28 protein-coding genes are annotated in these 25,552 nt (G+C 66.2%); all 28 read right to left on the bottom strand.

Annotated features, from left to right (window positions below):
* Positions 1–141: 141 nt before the first annotated feature.
* Positions 142–1,125: a GlxA family transcriptional regulator gene (locus G3574_RS19305; RefSeq protein ID WP_235953522.1), complete on the bottom strand. Its 984-nt coding sequence runs from the start codon at positions 1,123–1,125 to the stop codon at positions 142–144.
* Positions 1,028–1,768: a DJ-1/PfpI family protein gene (locus G3574_RS19310; RefSeq protein ID WP_163966877.1), complete on the bottom strand. Its 741-nt coding sequence runs from the start codon at positions 1,766–1,768 to the stop codon at positions 1,028–1,030. The genes G3574_RS19305 and G3574_RS19310 overlap by 98 nt, the downstream gene beginning before the upstream one ends.
* A gap of 116 nt (positions 1,769–1,884) precedes the next feature.
* Positions 1,885–2,796: an MBL fold metallo-hydrolase gene (locus G3574_RS19315; protein ID WP_163966880.1), complete on the bottom strand. Its 912-nt coding sequence runs from the start codon at positions 2,794–2,796 to the stop codon at positions 1,885–1,887.
* A complete protein-coding gene (locus G3574_RS19320) occupies positions 2,793–3,242 on the bottom strand; it encodes a hypothetical protein (RefSeq protein ID WP_163966883.1) in 450 nt (149 codons plus the stop codon). Before G3574_RS19320 ends, G3574_RS19315 begins: the two co-directional genes overlap by 4 nt.
* Positions 3,239–3,898 carry a 2-hydroxychromene-2-carboxylate isomerase gene (locus G3574_RS19325; protein WP_163966886.1) on the bottom strand — a complete coding sequence of 220 codons (660 nt, stop codon included), beginning with the start codon at positions 3,896–3,898 and terminating at the stop codon, positions 3,239–3,241. The genes G3574_RS19320 and G3574_RS19325 overlap by 4 nt, the downstream gene beginning before the upstream one ends.
* 34 nt (positions 3,899–3,932) lie before the next feature.
* Positions 3,933–4,136, bottom strand: a complete 204-nt coding sequence (locus tag G3574_RS19330; RefSeq protein WP_328804817.1) for a DUF1289 domain-containing protein — start codon at positions 4,134–4,136, stop codon at positions 3,933–3,935.
* On the bottom strand, positions 4,133–4,654 hold the full coding sequence (locus G3574_RS19335; RefSeq protein WP_163966889.1) for a DUF1569 domain-containing protein: 522 nt from the start codon (positions 4,652–4,654) through the stop codon (positions 4,133–4,135). The genes G3574_RS19330 and G3574_RS19335 overlap by 4 nt, the downstream gene beginning before the upstream one ends.
* Positions 4,655–4,700: 46 nt before the next feature.
* Positions 4,701–5,198 carry a YbaK/EbsC family protein gene (locus tag G3574_RS19340; protein WP_163966893.1) on the bottom strand — a complete coding sequence of 166 codons (498 nt, stop codon included), beginning with the start codon at positions 5,196–5,198 and terminating at the stop codon, positions 4,701–4,703.
* Positions 5,199–5,240: 42 nt separating this feature from the next.
* The gene (locus G3574_RS19345) at positions 5,241–5,825 is read right to left on the bottom strand and encodes a uracil-DNA glycosylase family protein (protein WP_163966896.1); all 585 of its coding nucleotides are present in this window, start codon (positions 5,823–5,825) and stop codon (positions 5,241–5,243) included.
* A gap of 42 nt (positions 5,826–5,867) precedes the next feature.
* Complete coding sequence (locus tag G3574_RS19350) at positions 5,868–6,776, bottom strand: hydroxymethylglutaryl-CoA lyase (protein WP_163966899.1); 909 nt, start codon at positions 6,774–6,776, stop codon at positions 5,868–5,870.
* A gap of 20 nt (positions 6,777–6,796) precedes the next feature.
* Entirely contained in the window at positions 6,797–8,815 is a 2,019-nt protein-coding gene (locus tag G3574_RS19355) for an acetyl/propionyl/methylcrotonyl-CoA carboxylase subunit alpha (RefSeq protein ID WP_163966901.1), read from the bottom strand.
* Positions 8,816–8,929: 114 nt separating this feature from the next.
* Entirely contained in the window at positions 8,930–9,961 is a 1,032-nt protein-coding gene (gene bioB, locus G3574_RS19360; protein ID WP_407941686.1) for a biotin synthase BioB, read from the bottom strand.
* Positions 9,962–9,976: 15 nt separating this feature from the next.
* On the bottom strand, positions 9,977–10,705 hold the full coding sequence (bioD, locus tag G3574_RS19365; RefSeq protein WP_163966903.1) for a dethiobiotin synthase: 729 nt from the start codon (positions 10,703–10,705) through the stop codon (positions 9,977–9,979).
* Positions 10,702–11,889: an 8-amino-7-oxononanoate synthase gene (bioF, locus tag G3574_RS19370; RefSeq protein ID WP_163967087.1), complete on the bottom strand. Its 1,188-nt coding sequence runs from the start codon at positions 11,887–11,889 to the stop codon at positions 10,702–10,704. The genes bioD and bioF overlap by 4 nt, the downstream gene beginning before the upstream one ends.
* On the bottom strand, positions 11,889–13,250 hold the full coding sequence (gene bioA / locus G3574_RS19375; RefSeq protein WP_163966906.1) for an adenosylmethionine--8-amino-7-oxononanoate transaminase: 1,362 nt from the start codon (positions 13,248–13,250) through the stop codon (positions 11,889–11,891). The genes bioF and bioA overlap by 1 nt, the downstream gene beginning before the upstream one ends.
* A gap of 46 nt (positions 13,251–13,296) precedes the next feature.
* Positions 13,297–14,082 (bottom strand): enoyl-CoA hydratase/isomerase family protein, encoded by a 786-nt coding sequence (locus G3574_RS19380; protein ID WP_163966909.1) that lies wholly within the window; start codon positions 14,080–14,082, stop codon positions 13,297–13,299.
* A gap of 73 nt (positions 14,083–14,155) precedes the next feature.
* Positions 14,156–15,763, bottom strand: a complete 1,608-nt coding sequence (locus tag G3574_RS19385; protein ID WP_163966912.1) for a carboxyl transferase domain-containing protein — start codon at positions 15,761–15,763, stop codon at positions 14,156–14,158.
* Positions 15,764–15,886: 123 nt separating this feature from the next.
* Entirely contained in the window at positions 15,887–16,282 is a 396-nt protein-coding gene (locus G3574_RS19390) for a YchJ family protein (RefSeq protein WP_163966915.1), read from the bottom strand.
* Positions 16,282–16,935: an HAD family hydrolase gene (locus G3574_RS19395; RefSeq protein ID WP_163966918.1), complete on the bottom strand. Its 654-nt coding sequence runs from the start codon at positions 16,933–16,935 to the stop codon at positions 16,282–16,284. The genes G3574_RS19390 and G3574_RS19395 overlap by 1 nt, the downstream gene beginning before the upstream one ends.
* Entirely contained in the window at positions 16,932–17,333 is a 402-nt protein-coding gene (locus G3574_RS19400) for a rhodanese-like domain-containing protein (protein WP_163966921.1), read from the bottom strand. The genes G3574_RS19395 and G3574_RS19400 overlap by 4 nt, the downstream gene beginning before the upstream one ends.
* A gap of 18 nt (positions 17,334–17,351) precedes the next feature.
* Positions 17,352–18,482 carry an acyl-CoA dehydrogenase family protein gene (locus tag G3574_RS19405; RefSeq protein ID WP_163966924.1) on the bottom strand — a complete coding sequence of 377 codons (1,131 nt, stop codon included), beginning with the start codon at positions 18,480–18,482 and terminating at the stop codon, positions 17,352–17,354.
* 55 nt (positions 18,483–18,537) lie between these two features.
* Complete coding sequence (locus G3574_RS19410) at positions 18,538–19,206, bottom strand: SDR family oxidoreductase (protein WP_163966927.1); 669 nt, start codon at positions 19,204–19,206, stop codon at positions 18,538–18,540.
* Positions 19,207–19,289: 83 nt separating this feature from the next.
* Positions 19,290–20,471: an acetyl-CoA C-acetyltransferase gene (locus tag G3574_RS19415; RefSeq protein ID WP_163966930.1), complete on the bottom strand. Its 1,182-nt coding sequence runs from the start codon at positions 20,469–20,471 to the stop codon at positions 19,290–19,292.
* 29 nt (positions 20,472–20,500) lie between these two features.
* Positions 20,501–22,291 (bottom strand): bifunctional isocitrate dehydrogenase kinase/phosphatase, encoded by a 1,791-nt coding sequence (aceK, locus tag G3574_RS19420; RefSeq protein ID WP_163966933.1) that lies wholly within the window; start codon positions 22,289–22,291, stop codon positions 20,501–20,503.
* A gap of 2 nt (positions 22,292–22,293) precedes the next feature.
* Positions 22,294–23,235: a pyridoxal-phosphate dependent enzyme gene (locus tag G3574_RS19425; RefSeq protein WP_163966937.1), complete on the bottom strand. Its 942-nt coding sequence runs from the start codon at positions 23,233–23,235 to the stop codon at positions 22,294–22,296.
* A gap of 6 nt (positions 23,236–23,241) precedes the next feature.
* Positions 23,242–23,685, bottom strand: a complete 444-nt coding sequence (locus G3574_RS19430) for a PaaI family thioesterase (protein WP_163966939.1) — start codon at positions 23,683–23,685, stop codon at positions 23,242–23,244.
* A 78-nt stretch (positions 23,686–23,763) separates the two neighbouring features.
* A complete protein-coding gene (locus tag G3574_RS19435) occupies positions 23,764–24,948 on the bottom strand; it encodes an isovaleryl-CoA dehydrogenase (protein ID WP_163966941.1) in 1,185 nt (394 codons plus the stop codon).
* Between the two features lie 97 nt (positions 24,949–25,045).
* On the bottom strand, positions 25,046–25,534 hold the full coding sequence (locus tag G3574_RS19440) for a MerR family transcriptional regulator (RefSeq protein ID WP_163966945.1): 489 nt from the start codon (positions 25,532–25,534) through the stop codon (positions 25,046–25,048).
* Positions 25,535–25,552: the final 18 nt, after the last annotated feature.

A 25,552-nucleotide genomic window follows, 5' to 3' on the forward strand; every position in this document is an offset into this window, starting at 1 on the left:
TGCTGCCCTCGATTGCAGTATAGGGTCGTGAAAGCGGCATCCTTCATCGAAGGACGCGCGGCAACGATGAAAAGAGGGGCAGCGCGGCATGGCTGCAACAAAGCGTTTTCGGTAATGGGAAAACGATCCCGGATCGGGATGTCAGATCGACTTCGCCGCCTGCTGGCGGGCTTCGCCCGGAGGAAGGGAATCGAATTTCTTCCACACCCGGCGCAGCTGCCGGCTGGACTGGAAGCCGGCGCGTTCGGCGATGCGTTCCATGTCGAGACGCGATTGCGTGACGAGGTCGCGCGCGAGCGCGATGCGGATGCGATGCAGGTAATCGACGATGCCGGTGCCGGCGTGTTCGCGGAACAGGCGTGTGAGATGGCGTTCGCTGGTGCAGGCGATGCCGGCCAGCGCCGCGTTGCTCCAGTCGCGCGCGGGATCGGCGATGATCGCGTCCTGCACGCGATGGATGGCCGGATGCAGGTGATTGCGGTGCGCCAGCCAGGGCGAGAACTGCGGATCGCTGCCGCTGCGGCGCATGTAGATCACCATGGCGCGCGCGACGGCCGCGGCAAAGGGATGGCCGGCAGTTTCCGCGACGAGATGCAGCGCCAGGTCGATGCCGGCCGTCACGCCGGCGCTGGTATAGACGTTCCCGTCCTGCACGTAGATGCGGTTCTCCAGCACGCGGGCGCGCGGCGCGATCTCGCGCAGGCTGTCGCAATGGCTGTGATGCGTGGTGCATTGCCGGTCATCGAGCAATCCCGCATGTCCGGCCAGCAGCGATCCGGTGCAGATGCCGAGCAGGCGGTGCGCCGGCGTCACGCGCTGCTTGAGCCATGCGGCGGCGGCCTGCGCGGCCGGCGTGCCGAAGTCATCGTCGGCGCCCGCGCAGCCGACCAGCATGACGGCGGCATCGTCTTCCAGCGCCGCGGGCAGCGGACCGAAGCCGGCCAGTTCCAATCCCACCGAGGTAGCGATGCGGGTTTCCGCGCTGATGTAGCGCAGCGCGAAGAGCGCCGCCTGTCCTTCGGCTTCTCTAAGCCGGTTCGCGAATCGGAGCACTTCCGCCGGACCGGCCAGGTCGAGCATCAGCACGTCCCGCCGCAAGAGAAGATAGACGGGAATGGTTCGCATCGTTTGCATCGTCGGCATCGTTGATGTTGCAAAAGTCATGGTTGCCATTGCGGTTCCACCGGTATTCCATCTGGCGCGCCGTGGCTTCCGCGAGCTGGCGGCCGGCGAGGCGCTCGACCAGGTGCAGGCTCATGTCGATGCCCGCGGAAATGCCGCCGGAGCTCACCACTTTACCGCAGTCCACCCAGGATACGCCGCGGCGCACGCGCAAGGCGGGAAACTCGCGTTCCAGGTCGTCGCAGTCTTCCCAATGCGTGGTCGCCTCGCGGCCGTCCAGCAATCCCGCCTCGGCGAGCAGGAAGGCGCCGGTGCAGATGGAGGCCACGAGGTCGGCGTGGCGGGCCTGTTCCGCAATCCAGGCGATGGTTGCGGCGTCGCGCCTTGCGGCGGAAACCTCGCCGCCGGGCACGATCAGCACGTCGATGCTGCCGGCCGGCGGAAGGGCCTGCTCCGGCAAAACCAGCATGCCGCCGCGCGAGCGCACCGGGTGCATGGAAGGCGCCACCAGCATGCAGTCGAAGCGGCGGCCCGCTTCGGCATGCAGACGCCGCCGTACGCGTTCGGCGGTGGTGAACACTTCATAGGGACCGGAAAAGTCGAGTATCTCGACATCGTCGAATACCAGGATACCGATGGTCTGCATGCTTTCTCCTCATCACGTCGATGGCTCGATGTTAGGAGAGCGCCGCCGCGCGCGACAGCCGCCCGGCGGACAGGATGCGGACAAAAACGGTCATTCACGGCCGCTTCCCGCCGGCGTCAGAATTCCTTGTTCAGCAGGAAACCGTTGTCGATGCGGGCGGCGCCGGCGCGCCGCAGCTGCTGCACCGCCCAGTCGGCAAGCTCGGCATCCGGCAGCTGGAAATAGCGGTTGTTGGCTTCGTGGAAAAGCTTCATGCCGGCGAGCGTGGGCAGCACGTCCGCCAGCGGCATGCTTTGGCGGTCGAGCAGCAGGAATTTCAGCAGGACCTTGATGGCGTTCTGCGCGTTGCGGGCAGGATCGGCCATGAAGAAGTCGATGCGGGAGAAGGCGGTGCCGAGCGCCTTCCTGACGTCGGTGAAGGGCGCGCCGTGGCCGGGAATGACGAGGCGCACGTCGAGCCCGGCGATCAGTTCCAGCGTGGCCTTGACGTCGTCGAAGCCGGGTTCGCCTTCCAGTTCGGGGAAGACCACGCCGAAGCCGTTTTCCCATAGGGCGTCGGCCGAGATGAGGATGCCCTCGCGCTCGCAGTACAGGATCAGCGAATGCGGATCATGTCCCGGCGCGCCCAGGGCCTGCCAGGACATGCCGCCCAGCGCCAGCACCTGGCCTGGGGCGAGGGTATCGTCGAAGCGGAACGGCGGGCAGAACTGGCCGGTCGCCTTGTAGGTCAGCGCTTCCTCGTTCCATCCCTTGACCTTCTCGGCCTCGCTGGCCGGGATGGTGGTATGGCAGCCGTAGGCCGCCTGCAGCGCGGCGTTGCCGCCGCAATGATCGGAGTGCAGGTGGGTATTGATGATGCGGTCGAGCGCCCTGCCTTCCAGGGCATGCCGCACCAGCGCCAGCGTCTGCTCGGCATGGGTGGCGTAGCCGGTGTCGACCAGCGCGGTGCCATCGTCGCCGATGAAGAGCACGTTGTTCGACGAGAGCCAGCCGCGCTCGAAGACGCGCATCGAGTCAGGCAGCTTCATTTCTTCATCTGGTACGCCAGGGAAATCTTGGCGAACTCCACGAGGATGTCCCTTGAGCCGCCGTTGAAGGGGACGAAGGCATTGCCCGTGCGGACGATCAGCCGCGGCGGAAAGATGCCGCTGAGGAAGGGAATGCCGATCATCTTGGCGCTGCGGATGTCGCGCCATTCCACCTTGCGGTCGTACATCCAGCGCTGGCGGATGCCGTGCTCGTCGATGGTGACGGTGGACTTGAGGAACCAGTAATAGCTCACGCCCAGCATCAGCGCCGATCCGGCCAGCAGGGCCTTGACGCCGAAGCCGTAATCAAGCAGCGGGAAGCGCAGCGCCACCTGGATGCCGTAGGCGGCGAGCCCGATGGTGACGATGGTGGCGAATACCTTGAACAGGCTGCTGTAGGCCGGCCCGGTGACCGGCCGCTCGGGAGCATAGAACGATGGTGTCATGTCAATGTCTTGCGATGGGTGCCTTGCGGCAGGGTTTGGGCTTGCCTGAGCAGTTCGGAGCCGAAGAACGGGTCGCCGCCGAGATAGGCAACCAGCATGTCGGTGGCGTCGAGTCCCCAGAAGCAGCGCTGGTCCACGACCGCCGTCGGCACGCCGAATACGCCGGCGGCAATGGCCTGCTCGCCATTATTGCGCAATTGCAGCTTGACGTCAGGCGAATCCAGCATCTGCGTAGTGGCACGTAGCTCCGCGAGCAACGCTTGCCAGTGCGCCTCCTCGGCGGGCAGATGGCCCTCGCGCCAGACGAAGCGGAACAGCCGTCGCACTACCTCGGCCGAGGAGCCGAGGGCGATGCACAGCCGCAGCAGCGGCAAGGGATTGAAGGGATGATGGGCGGGCGGCCGCATCGGGATGCCATGCTTGTGCGCCAGCCAGGCGCAATGCTCGAAGGTCCACAGCCGCTTGGGCGCGATCTCCGCCGGTCCCTTGTTGTCCCAGTGGTTCAGCAGGCCGGCGAACAGCACCGGCTTGTAGTCGATGCGCACGTCTTGCGGCAGCGTGGGCAGAAGCTCGCTCTGGAGGTAGGAGAACGGCGAGATGAAATCGAAGTACCAGGCTATGGTCCGGTCCTGCGTCGTCCGGCTGTTGGCTTCCATGCTGTTGCTCCCCGAAGTTTGTCGCTGCTGCGCTTCAAAACAAGGCCTGCTGCCGCCGTTCGATTTCGGCCCAGACCGCCTTCTTCTTGTCGTTGTCCGCCGTGCCCCACATGACGATCTCGTCGATGGTGCGCCAGCATCCTTCGCACAACCCTGTTTGCGGATTCATCCTGCAGACATTGATGCACGGCGACGGCACGGTGCCGCCCTCTTCCGGCGGAAAGGGAATGCGGGTCACGTCCGGATTTCCTCCAGGTGATTGTGCACGTGCAATACCAGCGCCGCCTCGTAGTCCCGCTTCTCGAGCGCGCCGTAGGCGAAGTGCGGCTGCAGGCTACCCTGGTGCGCCGAGAAGGCCAGCAACGATTGCCGCAAACGGGCGATGCCTTGCGCCGCCGTGCCGGCGCCGGGCAGCGCCGGCGCGCCCTCGATCGGTTCGGCCAGGCCATGCTTCATGGCGCGGCGCACGGAAAAGGCGGCGAAGGCGGTCTTGCCCACGCTGTCCTGGAACAGCTTCGATTTCTGAACCGGGAAGCCGGTGAGGGCATATTCCGCCGTCTGCGCGCAATGGGAAAAGATCTGGAATGGGGTCCAGGCGCCGGTGCTGCGGACCGGCGCGGCGGCCAGCGCGTCGAGCTGCGGCAGCAGGGCAACGATGGTCAGCGCCTGCGCGTCGCGCCGCGGCCAGAGCAGGGCCACGCCGGCGGCGGCAACGATGCCGCCAGCCAGGCCTGTGATGAGGGTGCGTCGCTGCATGCTTGTCTCCCGTTGATGTCTCTCGCCAGATCGCGCAGGGCTACGCTCAGGCGCGCAGCGCGACGTCCGCCACCGGCGCGCCGGTCATGTCGAGCAGCTGGCGCGGCGTCAGGTTGAACACCGCGTGCGGATGGCCGGCGGCCGCCCAGACATTGTCCAGCTTGAGCAGGTCTTCGTCCACCAGCATCACCGTTTTCTGCACGTGGCCGATCGGGCAGACGCCGCCGATCGCGTAGCCGATGCGCTCCTTGACGAATTTCGCATCGGCCTTGCCGAGCGCGCCGACGAGCGCCGCGACCTTGCCCTCGTCGACGCGGTTCGCGCCGCTGGCAACGATCATCACCGCGGCATCGTCGGACAGGCGGCGGAACACGATGGACTTGGCGATCTGGGCGATGTCGCAACCCAGGCCGGCGGCGGCTTCCGCCGAGGTCTTGCCGGTCGCGGGCAGCATGACCACCTGCCTGTCGTGGCCCATCGCGGCCAGCAGGTCGGCCACGCGCCGAGCGGTGTCTGGCAGTCGGGTATCGGTTTCGTCTTGCATGCGTTCAAACACTCCTTGAATGGGATGGCGGCCTAGCTGGGATCACGCGTCCCCGGACGCCAGGGCGCGCCCGACTTCGCGGCGCAGCGCGGGCAGCACGTCCTGCTCGAACCAGGGATTGCGCGCCAGCCAGAGGCGATTGCGCGGACTGGGATGCGGCAGCGGAAAATAGCGCGGCAGGACATCCTCGAAATGCCTGACGTTGTCCGTCAGGCTGGCCTTGCCATTCTCGCGCAGATAGTACTTTTGCGCATGCGCGCCGATCAGCAGCGTCAGCCGCACGCCGGGCATGGCGTCGAGCAAGCGGCGATGCCACAGCGGCGCGCACTCCGGGCGCGGCGGCAGGTCGCCGCTGCGCCCGGTGCCGGGAAAACAGAAGCCGGTGGGCACGATGGCCACCTGGCGCGCATCGTAGAACACCTCTGGCGTCATCTGCAGCCATTGCCGCAGGCGCTCGCCGGACGCGTCGTTCCAGGGAATGCCGGTTTCATGCACGATGCGCCCCGGCGCCTGCCCGACGATGAGCAGGCGCGCCGTCCGGCCCGCCTGCACCACCGGCCTGACGCCATGCGGCAGGTGCGCGGCGCAAGCCTGGCAGGCGCGGATTTCCTTGAGCAGCAATTTCACGGCGGCTTGCGCTCCCGGGTATCCGGGAGCCGGTGATGTCGTTCAGGCGGCCCGCTTGGCGGCGATGGCGTTGCCCGCCCGGCTCACCGCCTTGCGGCCGAGGTGGGCCGAGATGAACTGCCCGGCGTCGACCACCTTGTCGAGGTCGATGCCGGTCTCGATGCCCAGGCCCTTCATCATGTACAGCACGTCCTCGGTCGAGACGTTGCCGGTCGCGCCCTTGGCATACGGGCATCCGCCGAGGCCCGCGGTGGACGAGTGAAAGATTTCCACGTTCATTTCCAGCGCGGCGTAGATGTTCGCCAGCGCCTGGCCATAGGTGTCGTGGAAATGCCCCGCCAGCCGGGCGATCGGAAACTCGCGGCCCGCGGCCTCGAACACCGCCTTGACCTTGTTCGGCGTGGCGACGCCGATGGTGTCGGCGATGTCGATTTCGTCGCAGCCCAGGTCGCGCAGGCGCCTGACCACGTCTGCCGTGTTTTCGGGCGGCACCTCGCCCTGGTAAGGACAGCCCATGGTGCAGCTGATGCTGCCGCGCAGGCGGATGTTGTGCTGCTTGGCGGCGGCGGCCACGTCGCGGAAGCGCTCAATGGATTCGGCGATGGAGCAGTTGATGTTCCGCTGCGAGAACGCCTCGGAGGCCGCGCCGAAGATCACCACCTCGTCGGCCTTCGCTTCCAAGGCCGCCTCGAAGCCTTTCATGTTCGGCACCAGCACGGAATAAATCACGCCGGGCTTGCGGCGGATTCTTGCCATGACTTCGGCCGAGGTGGCCATCTGCGGCACCCACTTCGGCGAGACGAAGGAGGCGGCTTCGATGTTGACGAAGCCGGCGTCGGTCAGGCGGTCCACCAGCTCGACCTTCACCTCAACCGGGATCGTTTCCTTTTCGTTCTGCAGGCCGTCGCGCGGGCCGACGTCGATGATCTTGACTTTGCGGGGCAAACCCATGATGTTCCCTTCTTGCAATGTTATGCCGCCTTGAAGGCGAGCAGTTGCGCGCCTTCGGCGACCTGGTCGCCAACGAGGTACAGCAGGTCCTCGACGGTGCCGTTCGCCGGCGCGGCGATGGTGTGCTCCATTTTCATGGCTTCCATGATGAGCAATGGTGCGCCTTTTTCGACTTCCTTGCCTTTTTCGACCAGCACCGCCACGATCTTGCCGGGCATGGGCGCGGTCAGGCGTCCGCCTTCCGCTTCCGCTTCGCCGGCGTGCGCCAGGGGATCGTTGTAGTTGAGCGCATGATGCGCGCCGCCGGTGAACACGTGGAAGGTCTCGCCGTCGCGCACCACGGTGCCGCGCACCGTCGAGCCGTCGAGCTTGATCACCAGGCGCTTGCTCTGCTGCTCCACCAGCGTCATGAGGGCGCCGCGCCCGCCGGCCTCGACCTTCCAGCCGGCATTCGCGTATTCCACCGCCAGCGGCGACCGGCCGGACTCGTCGCCGTAGTCCAGCACGCGCCTGAGCGCGGCGTTCATGCGCCAGCCGCTGGTATCGGCCCAGGGTTTGCGAGCATCGTTGGCGGCGCCCTGCCTTTCCGATGCCAGCAGCGAAGCGGCCGCCAGCGCCAGCACTTCCAATGTGGCGCCGGCCGCCTGCGGAAACAAGGCCGCATGGTTGCGCTCGATGAGGCCGGTGTCGAGGTCGGCGGACGCGAACGGCTGGCTTTCCACCAGGCGCTTGAGGAAGGCGATGTTCGTTGCCAGGCCGACCACCTGGTATTCCGACAAGGCTTGCGCCATGTGCGCGAGCGCTTCCTCCCTGTCCTTGCCCCAGACGATGAGCTTGGCGATCATCGGGTCGTAGAAGGGCGAGATTGCATCGCCTTCGCGCACGCCGGAGTCGATGCGAACTGCGGCCGGATCGCCGCCGATTGCACCCTTGCCGAGTTCGAAGTTGACCGCCGCCGGGGTATGCATGTGGCGCAGCGTGCCGATGGAAGGAAGGAAGCCCTTTTCCGGATTCTCGGCATACACCCGCGCCTCGAGCGCATGGCCATGGATCGCCAGCTCATGCTGCTGCTTCGGCAAGGCTTCGCCGAAGGCCACGCGCAGTTGCCATTCCACCAGGTCCATGCCGGTGATCATTTCCGTGACCGGATGCTCCACCTGCAGGCGGGTGTTCATTTCCATGAAGTAGAAGCTGCCGTCCTGGTTGGCGATGAATTCCACCGTGCCCGCGCCGACGTAGCCCACCGCCTTGGCGGCGGCCACGGCCGCCTCGCCCATGGCCTGGCGTCGCTCAGGCGTCATGCCCGGCGCCGGCGCTTCCTCCAGCACCTTCTGGTGGCGGCGCTGCACCGAGCAGTCGCGCTCGAACAGGTAGACGCACTCGCCCTTCGTGTCGGCGAAGACCTGGATCTCGATGTGGCGCGGACGGGTGAGGTATTTCTCGACCAGCACCTTGTCGTCGCCGAAGCTGTTGATGGCTTCGCGCTTGCACGATTCGAGCGCAGCCTTGAAGTCGGCGCTCTTCTCGACGATGCGCATGCCCTTTCCGCCGCCGCCGGCGGAGGCCTTGAGCAGCACCGGGTAGCCGATGCGGTCTGCCTGCTCCTGCAGGAAGGATGCATCCTGGTTATCGCCGTGGTAGCCGGGAACGAGCGGCACGCTGGCGGTTTCCATCAAGGCCTTCGCTGCCGACTTTGAGCCCATGGCGCGGATGGCCGAGGCCGGCGGGCCGATGAAGGCGATGCCAGCCTTGGCGCAGGCGTCGGCGAAGTCTTCGTTTTCCGACAGGAAGCCGTAGCCGGGATGGATGGCCTGCGCGCCGGTCGCCTTGGCGACCTCGATGATCTTGTCCGCGCGCAGGTAGCTTTCCTTGGCCGGCGCCGGACCGATGAGCACCGACTCGTCGCAGACGGCGACATGCTTGGCATTGGCGTCGGCCTCGGAGTAAACGGCGACGGTCTTGATGCCCATGCGGTGGGCGGTGGCGGCGACGCGGCAGGCGATTTCGCCGCGGTTGGCAATCAGGATCTTGGTGAACATGCTGACGACTCCTTTGGGGGTGCCCGTCTGCCTTGTGGGCGCGGGGCGTTTTTTTTCTCTCCCCTTGAAGGGGAGCCCATATGCTCCCTCCTCTTCAAGGGGAGGGAGTCTTATTCATCCTTCATGCGCCAGCTTGGCATTCACTTCCACGTGCGTCGTGCGCATGCCGAGCTTTTCCAGCAACTGGCGATCGGCTTCCACGTCCGGGTTGCCGGTGGTCAGCAGCTTGTCGCCGTAGAAAATCGAATTCGCGCCAGCAGCGAAGCAGAGCGCCTGCACCGCCTCGCCGAGTTCGCGCCGCCCCGCGGACAATCGTACCCGAGCCTTCGGCATGGTGATGCGCGCCACCGCGATGGTGCGCACGAATTCCAGCGGATCGAGCTTGTCCTGCCCGTACAGCGGCGTGCCCTTGACCTGCACCAGGTGGTTGATCGGCACCGACTCGGGATACGGCTCGAGGTTCGCCACCTGCGCCACGAGGCCTGCGCGCTGGCGGCGCGACTCGCCCATGCCGACGATGCCGCCGCAGCAGACCTTGATGCCGGCGCCGCGCACCTTGTCCAGCGTATCGAGACGGTCTTCGTACTGGCGGGTGGAAATGATGTCGTTGTAGAACTCGGGCGCGGTGTCGAGGTTGTGGTTGTAGTAGTCCAGGCCGGCGGCGGCGAGGCGCTCGGCCTGGCCGTCTTCCAGCATGCCCAGCGTGGCGCAGGCTTCGAGGCCAAGCGCCTTGACGCCGCGCACCATGGCTTCGACGTGTTCCAGGTCGCGGTCCTTGGGGCTGCGCCAGGCGGCGCCCATGCAGAAGCGGGTGGCGCCATGCTCCTTGGCGGCGCGCGCGGCATTCAGGACCGTTTCGAGCTCAAGCAGCTTTTGCGCGGTGACGCCGGTGTCGTAGCGCGCGGCCTGCGGGCAGTAGCCGCAGTCTTCCGGGCAGCCGCCGGTCTTGATGGACAGCAGCGTGGCCAGCTCGACCTCGGTGGGGTCGAAGTGCTGGCGGTGCACCTGCTGCGCGCGGTACATCAGCTCGTTGAACGGCAGCTCGAACAGTTCGAGCACCTTGTCCACCGGCCAGCGCTGGGCCGCCATGGCGCGCTTTTCGGCTGGAGTCGGCAGGGGGTGGAAGGTGACGGATGGCAGCGACATGGCAACGATCTCTTTTCAGGCAGGTTGGACGGGTCTTGCGCGTGCCGGGGACGGCGCAGGCCATCCCGGCAGGCTGGAAAAATCGAGGTGTTCCGCCGCGAAGGGCGGCAGCGGCGACGGCAGGCGCGGGACGCAACCCAGCAGCGGCGCATCGAGGCCGGCGGCCAGGGTTTCGATGTTGGCGACACCGTGCCGCATGGCCGGGTCGACCAGGTTGGCAACCCAGCCGGCCAGCGTCAGGCCACGCGCGGCGATGGCTTCCGCCGTCAGCAGGGCATGGTTGAGGCAGCCGAGGCGCAGGCCCACCACGAGCACCACCGGCAGGCCGAGCGCCTGCGCCAGGTCGGCCGTGCTCTTGCCGTTGCCGAGCGGAACGCGGAAGCCGCCGACGCCCTCCACCACCATTGCATCGGTTTGCGCCGCGACGTCGCGGTAGCAGCCGAGGATGTGCGGAATGGACAAGTCGACGTCTTCCTGTGCGGCGGCGATGTGGGGTGCGGTGGCGTCGCGAAGCAGATAGGGCGTGGTCAGCTGGCGCGGCAGGCTGATGTTGGAGGCGGCGGCCAGCATGTCGACGTCTTCGTTGCGCCAGACGCCATGGCGCTGTTCGGCGCCGGCGGCGATGGGCTTCATGCCGATCGCGCGCACGCCGGACCTGCCGAACGCATGCAGCATGGCACTGGCAATCAGCGTCTTGCCGATCTCGGTATCGGTCCCGGTCACGAAATAATGCATGGCATTCATTCGGCGATCTCCCTTTCCATGGCATTGAGCGCATCCGCCAGGCGCGCGACGTCGTCGTGGGTATGCGAGGCGGACAGGGTCACCCGCAGGCGGGCGGTGCCGGCGGGAACGGTCGGCGGCCGGATCGCAGGCACCCAGATGCCCTGCTCCTGAAGATGCGCTGCCGCCCGCAGGACGACGCGGTTGTCGCCGACGATGATGGGCTGGATGGCGGTCTCCGACGCGAACAAGGTCCACCGCTGCAGCCTGAGGCGGTTCTTGAGTTCGCCGACGAGGCTGCGCAGATGGGCGCGGCGTTCCATGCCTTCGTCGCCGCCCATGAGTTCGAGCGACTCCAGCAAGGCATGCGCGAGCGCCGGCGGCGCGGCGGTCGTGTAGATGTAGGGCCGCGCCCGCTGCACCAGCCAGTCGATCACGGTGCGGTGCGCCGCGACGAAGGCGCCGCCCACGCCGGCCGCCTTGCCGAGCGTGCCCATGTAGACGATGTGCGGCGACGACAGTCCGAGGTGTTCCAGCACGCCCCGGCCATGCTTGCCGAGGACGCCGAATCCATGCGCGTCGTCGATCACCAGCCAGGCGCCATGCCGCTCGCACAAGGCCGCCAGCGCATGCAGCGGCGCGATGTCGCCGTCCATGCTGAACACGCTGTCGGTCACGACCAGCTTGGTGGCAGCCTTGCTTGCGGCAAGCAGGCGTTGCAGGGTGGCGGTGTCGCCATGCGGATAGACCTGCACCGCCGCGCGCGACAGCCGTGCGCCGTCGATCAGCGACGCGTGGTTCAGGGCTTCGGAAAAGATTTCGCCGTCCGTTCCGGCCAGCGCGGTCAGGATCGCCAGGTTGGCCATGTAGCCGGTGCAGAAGCTCAGCGCGTCCGCCTCGCCGATATGCGGCGCCATGCATCCGGCAAGCTTTTCCTCCAGCAGCGCGTGCGCCCGGGAGTGACCGCTGATGAGATGCGACGCGCCGCTGCCCGCTCCGTAGCGCAGGGCGCCCTCGCGCAAGGCCTGCACGATGCGCGGGTGCGCGGCGAGGCCGAGATAGTCGTTGCTGCAGAAGGCGAGCATGGGGCGGCCATCGACCGTCACGTGCGGCGCGCAAGGCGTCTCGGCGATGCGGCGGCGGCGGCGCAGGTGCTGCTCGTCGAGTTGCGCCAGGCGGCGCTCCAGGGATGCCAGCAATTCCATCATCGGCCTCCCATGACGGCATCGAAGACGCTGCGGGTGCGCGACGCCAGCAGGTGGATTTCCTCTTCGTCGAGGATGTAGGGCGGCATGAGGTAGACCGTGCGGCCGATGGGCCGCAGCAGCAGTTCCTGGCGCAAGCCCTCGGTGAAGAAGCGCCGGGAAAAGCTGGCGGCCTGCTGCGGATCGTCGATCACCGCATCGAAGGCCCAGATCATTCCCTGCTGTCGGAAATGCGCCACGCGAGGATCTTCGGCGATTGGCTGGAGTGCCTCGCGCATCGCGGCGGCCTTCACGCGGTTGCGTTCCAGCACCTTGTCTTCCTCGAAGATCTGCAGGGTAGCGAGCGCCGCGCGGCAGGCGAGCGGATTGCCCGTATAGGAATGCGAATGCAGGAAGCCGCGCCGGACATCGGCGTCGTAGAAGGCCTGGTAGATGTCGTCGCGCGTCATGACGAGCGACAGCGGCAGGTAGCCGCCGCTGATGCCCTTGGACAGGCAGACGAAGTCCGGCCAGATGCCGGCCTGTTCGCAGGCGAAGAAGCTGCCGGTGCGGCCGCAGCCCACGGCGATCTCGTCGGCGATGAGGTGCACGCCATGGCGGTCGCAGAGCGCGCGCAGACGGCGCAGGTACTGCGGGTCGTGCATCGCCATGCCGGCGGCGCACTGCACCAGCGGCTCGACGATGACCGCGGCGATGCGGCCGGCGCGTTCCCGGAGCAGGGCATCGAGTTCGTCCGCCGCCGCGTCGGCAACGTCGGCCGCGCTCTGGCCGTCGCGCGCGCCGCGCGCGTCGGGCGATGCCACGACATGCGCGCGCTGCAGCAAGGGGCCATAGGCATCGCGGAACAATGCCACGTCGGTAACGCCAAGCGCGCCCACCGTCTCGCCATGGTAGCTGCCGCGCAGGCAGACGAATTCCTGCTTGTCGGCCTGGCCGGAGTTGCGCCAGTAATGGAAGCTCATCTTCAGCGCGATCTCGGTGGCCGAGGCGCCGTCGGAGGCGTAGAAGCAATGTCCGAGGCGGCCGCCGGCAAGCGCCGACAGCTTCTCCGACAAGGTAATGACCGGCTCATGGGTGAAGCCGGCGAGCATCGCATGCTCGAGCATGTCGAGCTGTTCCTTGAGGGCGGCATTGATGCGCTGGTTGGCATGGCCGAACAGGTTGACCCACCACGAGCTGATCGCATCGAGGTAGCGCCCGCCGTCGGCGCCATAGAGCCAGGCGCCGCGGCCGTGGCTCACCGGCACCAGCGGCACGCTTTCATGGTGCTGCATCTGCGTGCATGGATGCCACACGCTCCTGAGGCTGCGGCTGATCCAGTCGGCATTCGACGGCTGCGCGAATTGTGTTGCTTGATTCAAGCTTGCTGCTCCTGTGATGCTGTCGCTCTCTTCGTGGCGCAAATGCTCAAGGCTGCTGCAGCCAGTCCGGCTTGCGTTTCTCGAGGAAGGAGCGGACGCCTTCCTTGCCTTCTTCCGAACTGCGGATGTCGGCAATGCGTCCGGCGGTATCGGCGATGAGTTCCAGCGTCAGGGGGCGGCCGGCGACATCCTGCACCAGTCGCTTGGCTTCCTTGACCGCGTTCGGGCTGTTGTTCGCGATCGCCTTGACGATATCGCTCGTCACGGCGTCCAGGTCGGCCGCGCCGGCCAGGGCATGCACGAAGCCGATGCGCTGCGCTTCCTGCGCCGTGAAGCGTTCGGCGGTAATGAAATACCGGCGGGCGGCGCTCTCGCCCATGGCCTTGATGACGTAGGGGGAAATGGTGGCGGGGATCAGGCCGAGCTTGACTTCGCTGAGGCAGAAACCGGCGCTGTCGGCGGCGACGGCGATGTCGCAGGCGGCGACCAGCCCCATGCCGCCGGCATAGCAGTCGCCCTGCACCTTCGCCACCACCGGCTTGGGGCAGGCATAGATGGTGCGGAGCATGTCGGCGAGCTGGGCGGCGTCCGCGAGGTTTTCCTCATGGGTGTAGCCGGCCATCTTCTTCATCCAGTTCAGGTCGGCGCCGGCGCAGAAAGCCGGCCCGCGCGCGGCGAGGACGATGACGCGCACGCCGGCCTGGGCGCCCAGGTCGCGGAAGGCCTGGGTGATCTCGGCGATGCTGGTTTCATTGAAGGCGTTGCGCATGTCCGGCCGGTTGAGCCACACGGTGGCGACCGGGCCGCTGTGTTCTATTTCAATGGTTTGCATGATTCTTTCCGTTTCCTGAAAGTCGGCGGAATACGTCGGAGGGCGCATTGTAGCCGAGCGCCGCCCTCCCCCATCACATGCGGAAGACGCCGAACCGGGTGTCCGCGATTTCCGCGTTCAGCGCGGCCGACAAGCCCAGGCCCAGCACCATGCGGGTGTCGGCCGGATCGATGATGCCGTCGTCCCACAGGCGCGCCGAGGCGTAATAGGGATGCCCCTGGTGCTCGTACTGTTCCTTGATGGGCTGCTTGAACGCCTCTTCCTCTTCGCGGCTCCAGCTGCCGCCCTTGCCTTCGATGCCGTCGCGCTTGACGGTCGCCAGCACGCTGGCCGCCTGCTCGCCGCCCATGACCGAGATGCGCGCGTTGGGCCACATCCAGAGGAAACGCGGCGAATACGCCCTGCCGCACATGCCGTAGTTGCCGGCGCCGAAGCTGCCGCCGATGATCACGGTGAACTTCGGCACCGCCGCCGTCGCCACCGCCGTCACCATCTTCGCGCCGTTGCGGGCGATGCCTTCGTTTTCGTACTTGCGTCCCACCATGAAGCCGGTGATGTTCTGCAGGAACACCAGCGGGATCTTGCGCTGGCAGCACAGTTCGATGAAGTGGGTGCCCTTGAGCGCCGACTCGGAGAACAGGATGCCGTTGTTGGCGATGATGCCGACCGGCATGCCGAAGATGTGGGCGAAACCGCACACCAGCGTGGTGCCGTAGCGTGCCTTGAACTCGTCGAACTCGCTGCCGTCGACGATGCGGGCGATGACCTCGCGCACGTCGAAGGGCTTGCGGGTGTCCGTGGGAATCACGCCGTAGAGTTCGCGGCCGTCGTATTTCGGCTCGACCGGTTCGCGCAGCACCAGCTGCCGGGGTTTTTGGCGGTTGAGGTTGGAAACGATGGTGCGCGCCAGCGAGAGCGCGTGCATGTCGTTCTGCGCCAGGTGGTCGACCACGCCCGACAGCCGGGTATGCACGTCGCCGCCGCCGAGGTCTTCCGCGCTCACCACTTCGCCGGTGGCCGCCTTCACCAGCGGCGGGCCGCCGAGGAAGATGGTGCCCTGTTCCTTGACGATGATGGATTCATCGCTCATGGCCGGCACGTAGGCGCCGCCGGCGGTGCAGGAACCCATCACCACCGCGATCTGCGGGATGCCCTTGGCCGACATGTTGGCCTGGTTGAAGAAGATGCGGCCGAAGTGGTCGCGGTCGGGGAAGACGTCATCCTGGTTGGGCAGGTTGGCGCCGCCGGAGTCCACGAGGTAGATGCAGGGCAGGTTGTTCTGGTCGGCGATTTCCTGTGCCCGCAAGTGTTTCTTTACCGTCATCGGGTAGTAGGTTCCGCCCTTGACGGTGGCGTCGTTGCAGACGATCACGCATTCCTGGCCGGCCACGCGGCCGATGCCGGTGATGACGCCCGCGGCAGGCGCGGCGTTGTCGTACATGTCGAACGCCGCCATCTGGGAAAACTCCAGGAAAGGCGTGCCGGGATCGAGCAGCATCTGCACCCGGTCGCGCGGCAGCAGCTTGCCGCGGGCGGTGTGCTTCCTGCGGGCGTCGTCGCCGCCGCCGAGCATGATTTTTTCCACCTTGTCGCGCAGGTCGTCCACGACCTGCTGCATGGCAGCGGCATTGGCCTTGAACTCGTCGCCGCGGGGATTGAGCTTGCTTTCGATGATCGGCATGTTTGTGTACCTTGTTCTCGTTGTATCTAGTTTCTGGTTTCTTGTGTCTCTAGTCTTGTGTTTTGTGGCTTTCAGCTAGTCATCCGAAATGGGATTCCCGCCTGCGCGGGAATGACAAGGGAATCACCCGCCCTTCTCCGGAAAACTGCCATCCACGTAGTACCACCTGCCGTCCTCTCGGACGAAGCTGCTCACTTCATGCAAACGCTGCGCGCGTCCGCCGCTCTTGCAGCGGGCAACGAATTCCACCGTGGCACGGTCGCCGTCCGGCACATGCCGGCGCACTTCCAGCCCCAGCCACTTGAGGCCCTCGTCCGCGACCAGATTGTCGGCGGGACGAGTGCTCGGGTGCCAGGTTGCCTTCAGGTAGGCATCGTCGCGCAGGACATAGGCGGTGTACCGCGAGCGCATCAATTCCTCTGCCGTCCCCGCAAGTTGTCCGCCTTCGATGAAGCGCCCGCAGCAGCCTGCATAATCCTTGCCGCCACAGGGACAGGCCGAAGTGGTCTTGCCCCCCATCACCGCACCAGCCCGGGCAGGTGCGCCATGTCGTCGAACACCAGCGCGGCGCCGGCATCGAGCAGCGCTTGCGCGGGCATGCGCTCGGCATAGCCGAACACCGTCATGCCAGCCGCGACGCCGGCGGTGACGCCGGTCGGCGTATCCTCGACCACCACGCAGCGGGACGGATGCACGCCCATGGTCTGCGCGGCGAGCAGGTAGACGTCTGGCGCCGGCTTGGTGCGCGGCACTTCCATGCCGCTGAACAGCTTGCCGTCGAAGTAAGGCAGCAGGCCGGTCTTGCCGAGCGTGAGGCGCATCTTCGCGCGGTCCGCGCCGGAAGCGACGCAAAACGCGGTGTCGTGCCTGACCAGGTCCTCCACCGCCAGGTGGATGTTCCTTACCGGCTCGATGCCCGCTTCCAGCGCGGCATTGCGGCGGGCGACGAATTCGGGATAGAAGGAATCCGGCACCGGCTTCGCGGCATGGCGGGCGATCATGGGCAGTTCGTCGCGCACCAGCCTGCCGACGAACAGGCGCATCGTTTCCTCGAGGCCGACTTGCCAGCCAAGTTCGTTGAGCATGTCGGAAAGCACGCCGCAGGTGACGGGCTCGCTGTCGACGAGCACGCCGTCGCAGTCGAAGGCCACCAGGTCGAACTTCTTCGTCATGCCTTTTTCGCCTTGTCTTCCACCGGAGCGCCCGCCTTCTTCCAGGCGCCGAAGCCGCCGTCGATGTGCGCGACGTTGTCCATGCCCATGTCCTGCACGGTCTTGGTGGTCAGGGCGCTGCGCCAGCCGGCGGCGCAAAAGAAGATGTATTCCTTCTTGCCCTGGAAGACCGGCTTGAAGTACGGCGAATCCGGATCCACCCAGAATTCGATCATTCCCCGCGGCGCGGAATAGGCACCGGGGATGACGCCTTCGCGCTCGAGTTCGCGGACGTCGCGGATGTCGACGAACTGCACTTCCGGATCGGTCATCCTGGCGAGCGCTTCATCCACGCTGTAGGTCTTCACCTGCGCCATGGCTTCGTCGACGAGCTGGCGGTATCCTTTTTTCAATGGCATGACTTTCTCCCTTTTCGTTCAGGCCAGCGCGCGGCCGATGAGGATTTTCTGGATGTCGCTGGTGCCTTCGTAGATCTGGCAGACGCGCACGTCGCGATAGATGCGCTCCACCGGGAAGTCGCTGACGTAGCCGTAGCCGCCGTGCACCTGGATGGCGTCGGAGCAGACGCGCTCGGCCATCTCGGTGGCAAACAGCTTGGCCATCGCGGCTTCCTTGAGGCAGGGCTTGCCCGCGTCCTTCAGGCTGGCCGCGTGCAGGATGAGCTGGCGCGCCGCCTCGATCTGCGTGGCCATCTCGGACAGCCTGAACTGCACCGCCTGGTGCTGGAACAGCGCCTGGCCGAAGCTGGTGCGTTCCTTGGCGTATTGCAGCGCGGCGTCGAAGGCGGCGCGCGCCATGCCGACCGCTTGCGAGGCGATGCCGATGCGCCCGCCCTCCAGGCCGGACAGCGCGATCTTGTAGCCCATGCCTTCCTCGCCGATCAGGTACGAGGCGGGAATGCGGCAATTCTCGAACAGGATCTGCGCGGTGTCGGAGGAATGCTGGCCCATCTTTTCTTCCAGCCGCGCCACGACGTAGCCGGGCGTGGAGGTCGGCACCCAGAAGGCGCTGATGCCGCGCTTGCCTGCAGTCTTGTCGGTGACCGCCATGACGATGGCCACGTCGGCATGCTTGCCGCTGGTGATGAATTGCTTGACGCCGTTGAGCACGTAATGGTCGCCGTCGCGCGTGGCGGTGGTGCGCAGCGCGGAGGCGTCGCTGCCGACATGCGGCTCGGTGAGGCAGAAGGCGCCGAGCATGTCGCCGCGCGCGAGCGGCTTGAGGAATTGTTCCTTCTGCGCGTCGCTGGCATACATCATCGCGATGCTGCACACCGGGCAGTTGTTGACCGAAATGATGGTGGAGGTGCCGCCGTCACCCGCCGCGATTTCTTCCAGCACGAGGGCGAGCGAGGTGTAGTCGAGCCCGGCGCCGCCGAGCTCCTCGGGCACCGCCACGCCGAAGGCGCCGAGCTGGGCGAGGCCCTTGAGCTCTTCCTTCGGGAAGTGGTGTTCCTTGTCCCAGCGCGCGGCGTTGGGCGCCAGGCGCTCCTGCGAGAAGGTTCGCAGGGCGTCGCGGATCATTTCATGCTGTTCGGATAGCACCATGTGCTGGCTTCCTTGTCTTGTCGTTGTCCGGGGTCGTTGCTGACGTTCTGGCGGGTCACCACGGCATGGTCTTGCCGGCGTAGTTCCGGTAGGCGCCCGATTCTTCCGGCTTCAGGCCGGCGATGACGTCCAGCATGCCGGCCACGCTTTCACTGGCTTCCAGCGGCGCGTTCTCGCCGCCCATGTCGGTGCGGACCCAGCCCGGGCTGAGCACCGCGAAGGTGGCGCCGGGATAATCGCTGGCGGCGCTCCTGACCGCCATGTTCAGCGCCGCCTTGGAACTGCGGTAGATCCAGCCGTAGCTGGACGAGGCGTCGGCGATGCTGGCCATGTCGCTGCTGATGAAGACCAGCTTTCCCTTCGCCGCCTCGACCATCGGCGCGACCAGCAGCAAGGCCTGCATCGCGCCGAGCACGTTGGTATGCATCACCAGGTCGAAATCCTGGCGGGTCGGCGCGCTCTTCGCCCCTTCGCGCGGACCGAACACGCCGGCCACGTAGATCGCCAGGTCGAAGGATTCGCCGTCGAGCTGCCAGCCGAGGCCGGCCAGCGACTCCGGCCTGGCAACGTCGAGCTTGCAGGCATGCGCGCCCACGCCGCGCAGCTCTTCGAGCGCCGCGTCGTTGCGTGCGGTGGCGAATACCTTCCACCCTTGGCCGGCAAGCTGCCGCACGAACTCGTGGCCGAGACCGCGGGAAGCGCCGATGATGAGTGCATTGGGCATGATGCGTATCCTGGAAAGTTGGTGCGCTGCCTTCTCTCCGTCGCCGCGCGGCGAGGGAGAGAAGGATCGGGGCGGTTGCTGCCTTAGAGCAGCTCGATCGCCATCGCGGTGCCTTCGCCGCCGCCGATGCAGAGCGAGGCCACGCCCAGCTTGCCGCCGGTTTTCTTCAGCGCGCCGAGCAGGGTCACGAGGATGCGCGCGCCGGAGGCGCCGATCGGGTGGCCGAGGGCGCAGGCGCCGCCGTGGATGTTGATCTTGTCATGCGGGATGCCGAGGTCGCGCATCGCCGCCATCGGCACCGCCGCGAAGGCCTCGTTGATCTCGAACAGGTCGACGTCCTTGGTGGTCAGGTTGAGCTTCTTGTAGAGCTTCTCGATGGCGCCGATCGGCGCGGTGGTGAACCAGTTCGGTTCCTGTGCGTGGGTGCTGTGGCCGAGGATGCGCGCGATCGGCGTGCAGCCGAGCTTCTTCGCGGTGGATTCGCGCATGATCACCAGCGCGGCCGCGCCGTCGTTGATGGACGAGGAGGACGCGGCGGTGATGGTGCCGTCCTTCTTGAATGCCGGCTTGAGCGAGGGAATCTTTTCCGGCTTGGCCTTCACGGGGCCTTCGTCCTTGTCGATCACCACGTCGCCCGCCTTGCCCGGCACGGTGACGGCGGCGATCTCCCACTTGAAGGAGCCGTCATTGGTGGCGGCCTGGGCGCGCTTGACCGAGGCCACGGCGTAGGCATCCTGCTCTTCACGGGTGAACTGGTACTTGGCGGCGCACTCCTCGGCGAAGGTGCCCATGGAACGGCCGCGCTCGTAGGCGTCTTCCAGGCCGTCGAGCATCATGTGGTCATACATCATGGCGTGGCCGATGCGGTAGCCGCCGCGCGCCTTGGGAATGAGGTAGGGCGCATTGGTCATGGATTCCATGCCGCCGGCGACCACGACCTCGTTGCTGCCGGCGATGAGCGAGTCGAAGCCCATCATCGTCGTCTTCATGGCCGAACCGCACATCTTGGAGAGCGTGACCGCGCCGGCCGAGACGGGAATGCCTGCCTTGATGGCAGCCTGGCGAGCGGGCGCCTGTCCCTGGCCCGCCATCAGGCAGTTGCCGAACAGGACTTCATCGACGAACTTCGGCTCGAGGCCGGCGCGCTCGACCGCCGCGCGGATCGCAACCGCGCCGAGGTCCGAGGCGGACAGGCCGGAAAAGTCGCCCTGGAACGCGCCCATGGGGGTGCGGGCTGCGCCGACAATGACAATTGGATCGTTCATGGTGGATCTCCGTTGGGGGTGTGTTCTTCCTAGGCCGCCTGGGCCGTCGGGCTGAATGGCTTGTAGCTGAACCGCAGTTCCTGCGGATAGGGAAAGACGTCCTCGATGTGGCCGTCGAGGATGCGCTGCTTCGCGCGCTGCCAATAGTCCGGCGCGAGCAGGTCGGCGTGGTGTTTCAGGAAGTACTTGCGCACTTCGAGATTGCCGAGCAGGAAGGTGCCGAACTGCTCGGGAAAGACATCATTCTTGGCAACCGGATACCAGGGTTCGCTGGCCATCTCGTCTTCCTCGTTGCGCGGCGCGGGAATCGCGCGGAAATTGCAGTCGGTGATGTATTCGATCTCGTCGTAGTCGTAGAACACCACGCGTCCATGCTTGGTGACGCCGAAGTTCTTGTACAACATGTCGCCGGGGAAGATGTTGACGCCGACCATGTCCTTGATGGCATTGCCGTACTCGATGATGGCGTGCTCGATGGCGGCGTGGTCGCCGCGCTTTTCCGCCTCGGAGATCCAGATGTTCAGCGGCGTCATGCGGCGCTCGATGTAGACGTGCCGGATGATGATCTGGTCGTCTTCTTCCTCGACGATGGAGGGCGCGACCGACTTCAGCTCGGCCAGGAGCTCCTCGGAAAAGCGCAGGCGCGGGAAGGCGACGTTGGAATACTCCAGGGTGTCGGCCATGCGCCCGACCCGGTCGTGGTTCTTCACCAGCAGGTATTTCTCCTTGACCAGCGCGCGGGTCGTTTCCTTCGGCGGCGGGAAATGGTCCTTGATGACCTTGAAGACGTAGGGGAAGGACGGCAGCGCGAACACTACCATCACCAGGCCGCGGATGCCGGGCGCGGACTCGAAGCAGTCCGACGAGTGGTGCAGGTGATGCAGGAAGTCGCGGTAGAAGGCGCCCTTGCCCTGCTTCTGCAGGCCGAGGATGGTGTAGATCTCGCTGCGCGGCTTGTACGGCATGAGCGTGCGCAGGAAATGCACGTAGCCCGAGGGCACTTCCATGTCCACCAGGAAGTAGGCCCGGGTGAAGGAAAACAGCACGGTGATCAGGGTGGGGTCGAACAGCACCGTGTCGAGCACCAGCTGTCCCTTGCGGTTGTACAGGATGGGCACGACGAAGGGATAGATGCGGTTGCCGTTGATGCCCTTGCCGACGATGTAGGCGCCCTTGTTGCGGTAGAACAGGTTGGCCAGCACCTGGATCTGGTGGTTCGGCTCCAGCAGGTCGTTGCCGAACATGGCCCGCATGCGGTCCTCGACGAGGCCGACGTCGCGGTCGAGGTCGGCGAACGGCGTGGAAAGCTGGAAGTTGGTCACGATGCGCTTGAGGGTGAAGCGCAGGCCGTCGGTCGCGGGGTAATACACGCGGTAGGTCGGCTTGGCTTCTTCCGGCTCGATGTACTCGGTGGAGACCGCCGGGCGCACGAAGATGAAGTCGTTGTGGAAATAGGTCCGGTGCAGGATGTTGCAGCAGACCGAATTGAAGAAGGTTTCGGCCAGCTCCGGCTGCTTGTGGTCGATCAGCAGGCCGATGTAATGGAGCTTCACCTCGCGCCAGACTTCATCGCTGATTTCCGCCTGGTCGTATTCGTCTTCGAGAGTCTGCACGCATTCCGCCACCCGCCTGTCGTAGTAGGAAATGCGTTCCCGCGCGGCGGTTTGCGCGGTTTTCCAGTCGCCCTGCTCGAAGTAACGCTTGGCGTCGTGGGTCGCGGCGCGGAACAGACGGTAGTGCTTGTCGAAGCCGTCGAGGATGGTGCGCGCGATGTCGTACGCGATCTGGGACTTGAGAAGCTTGGGAAAGGCGTAGCGCATGGTCAGAGATTGAATTGATTCTTCCAGCTCGCTAGTTTAGCCAAATCGACGCCGATGCCGCCGCAAACGACCACCAGGGGGCGGCGGAAAGGCGCGATCACCTCAAGATTCTCATAGGCAACGGCAAGCGCCGCGCCGCAGGCGGGTTCCACGACGATGCGCATGTCGTCCGCGAAACCCAGGCAGGCGTCGACGGCCTGCGCGTCGCTGACGATGACGGAATGCACCGGGTGGCGGCGCGTCCAGTCGAAGGCGGCGCTGGCGACGCGCTTGGCGCCGAGGGTGGACGCAATGCTGCGGATGGCAGGCAGCGTGACCAGCGCGCCGGCATTCATTGCCGCGTTGAGCGACGCCGCGCCTTCGGTTTCGACGGCAACGACCGGCACATGGGCAAGGCCGTTGCGGTGCAGGCCTTCCAGCACGCCGCACAGCAGGCCGCCGCCGCCCACGGAACAGATCACCGCGTCGAAGTCATGACCGGCTTGCCGGCACTGGGCGGCCGCTTCGTCGACCAGGGTGGCATTGCCGTCCCAGATGTCGGGATGGTCGAAGGGCGGAATGTAGATCACGCCGGGCGCCTCGCACAGGCGCAGGGCTTCGTGATTGGTCTCATCCCAGACGTCGCCGGCGACGATGACCTGCGCACCGATGTCGCGTATGCGCTGGCGCACGGATTCCGGCGTGGTCTGCGGCACGAGGATGGTTGTGCGGATGCCAAGGCGCGATCCGGCGACCGCGGCGGCGAAGCCGGCATTGCCGCCGGAAGGGCAGACGAAATGCACCGCGCCCCGCTGCGCCGCGCGCTGGCACATGAGGCCGATGCCGCGCAGCTTGAAGGAGCCTGACGGCTGCAGGTTCTCCAGCTTCAGGAGCACATCCTTGCCGAGCGCGGCCGACAGCGCGTCATGGCGGAGGATGGGCGTGGCGGAATGCAGCGTCGTCATGGGCGCTCACGCTTCCGCGGACGGCCGCGCAAGCACGGCCATGGTGGCGACCAGCTTGCTGACCAGGGTGCGCTTGCCGTCGTCCAGCGCGTAGACCTGAGACTCCACCACGTGGAAATGCCGGCCTGGCTTGAGTACCTCGGCGCGGCAGAACAGCGACTCGCCCTTGCCCGGGCGCAGCAGGTGGATCTTGAATTCGACGGTGAGGATGTATTCGTGGGCCGGAGTGAGCGACATCGCCGCGGCGCCGGCGGTATGGTCGGCGATCGTCGACTGCACGCCGGCATGGATGATGCCGGTGTGCTGCAGATGGCGCCGCGCGACGGGCAGGACGGTCTCGCACCAGCCGGGGCCGACGTCGTGCAGGCGAATGCCGAGGTCGGACAGGAACGCGGCTTCCTGGAAGCTGCGCTCGACGACCTGGCGGTAATCCGGATCGGGTGGAGTCATCGTGCTGGCCTTGCCCTTGGTGGCTGCGCCGCCCGTCCGCTGGAACTGGCGGACGTCGCGGCGAATGGTTCGAAAACTTTACTTCGTTTCGGCGAACAGCTCGCGTCCGATCAGCATGCGGCGGATTTCGCTGGTGCCCGCGCCGATTTCGTAGAGCTTCGCATCGCGCCAGAGACGTCCCACCGGGTATTCGTTGATGTAGCCATTGCCGCCCAGCGCCTGGATGGCTTCGCCTGCCATCCAGGTCGCCTTTTCCGCGGAATACAGGATCGCGCCGGCGGCATCCTTGCGCAGCGCGCGCACCTGCTCGGGCGAGGTAGCGCGGTCGCAGGCCTGGCCGACCGCGTAAACGTAGGCCTTGCAGGCCATCATGGTCGAGTACATGTCCGCCAGCTTGCCTTGCATGAGCTGGAATTCGCCGATCGGCTGGCCGAACTGCTTGCGGTCGTGAACATAGGGCACCACCGCGTCCATGCAGGCCTGCATGATGCCCAGCGGACCGCCCGAGAGCACGGTGCGCTCGAAGTCCAGGCCCGACATCAGCACGTTCACGCCCTTGCCCAGGCCGCCCAGCACGTTCTCGGCCGGCACCTCGCAATCCTCGAACACCAGTTCGCCAGTGTGCGAACCGCGCATGCCGAGCTTGTCGAGCTTCTGCGCGATGGAGAAGCCCTTGAAGCCTTTCTCGATGAGGAAGGCGGTCATGCCGCGCGGGCCGGCCTCGATGTCGTTCTTGGCGTAGACCACCAGCGTGTCGGCATCGGGGCCGTTGGTGATCCACATCTTGGTGCCGTTGAGCACCCAGCGGTCGCCCTTCCAGTCGGCGCGCAGCTTCATGCTGACCACGTCGGACCCGGCATTCGGCTCGGACATGGCGAGCGCGCCGACGTGTTCGCCGGAAATGAGCTTGGGCAGGTACTTGCGTTTCTGTTCCTCTGTGCCGTTGCGCTTGATCTGGTTGACGCAGAGGTTGGAGTGCGCGCCGTAGGACAGGCCGACCGAGGCCGAGGCGCGCGAGATTTCTTCCATGGCAACGATGTGGGCGAGATAGCCCATGTCGGTGCCGCCGTATTCCTCGCTGACGGTGACGCCGAGGATGCCCAGGTCGCCCATCTTCTTCCACAGGTCCATGGGGAACTGGTCGGTGCGGTCGATTTCCGCGGCGCGCGGCGCGATCTCGGCGGCGGCAAACTGCTGCACGGCTTCGCGCAGCGCGGCGATGTCATCGCCATGGTCAAACGTCAGTCCGGGCAAGTGGAGCATGTCATCCTCGCATGATGGAATTATTGGTGGAATGATACTTCGCTTTGACGTTTACGTAAACGTAAAGCAGGCACGGTAAAAATACGGCATCCGGGGCTCAGGCGGCGCTGCGGACGCGGCGGGGCGCGCGCTTGCCGTCCGTGGCCTCGCCATCACTCCCGTCGTTGCCTTCGCCGCCCTCATTGCGGCCGCCGTTCTTGTCGGGCTTGCCGCCGGCGAGCAGCCTACGGCATTCGTCCTCGTGGGCGGCGATTTCCGCCAGGGTCACTTCCAGGTCTTCGCGCTGCCTTTCCAGCGCTTCCCGATGCTGGGCGAGCACGGTCTGGAAGCGCTTGAGCTGGGCCGCCGTGTCCTTGGGCGACTCGTACATGTCGACCAGCGCCTTGATTTCCTGCAGCGAGAGCCCGAGGCGCTTGCCGCGCAGGGTGAGCTTGAGGCGGGTGCGTTCGCGGCCGCTGTAGACCCGGGTGCGTCCGCCCGCGCCCTCGCGCTTGGGGCTGAGCAGGCCCTGGTCCTCGTAGAACCGGATCGCGCGCGGCGTGATGTCGAATTCCCTGGCCAGTTCGGTGATGGTGTAGGTCGGCATGGTGGCGTCGGCAACCTT

The sequence above is a fragment of the Noviherbaspirillum galbum genome, from assembly GCF_010974945.1.
Lineage (GTDB): Bacteria > Pseudomonadota > Gammaproteobacteria > Burkholderiales > Burkholderiaceae_D > Noviherbaspirillum > Noviherbaspirillum galbum.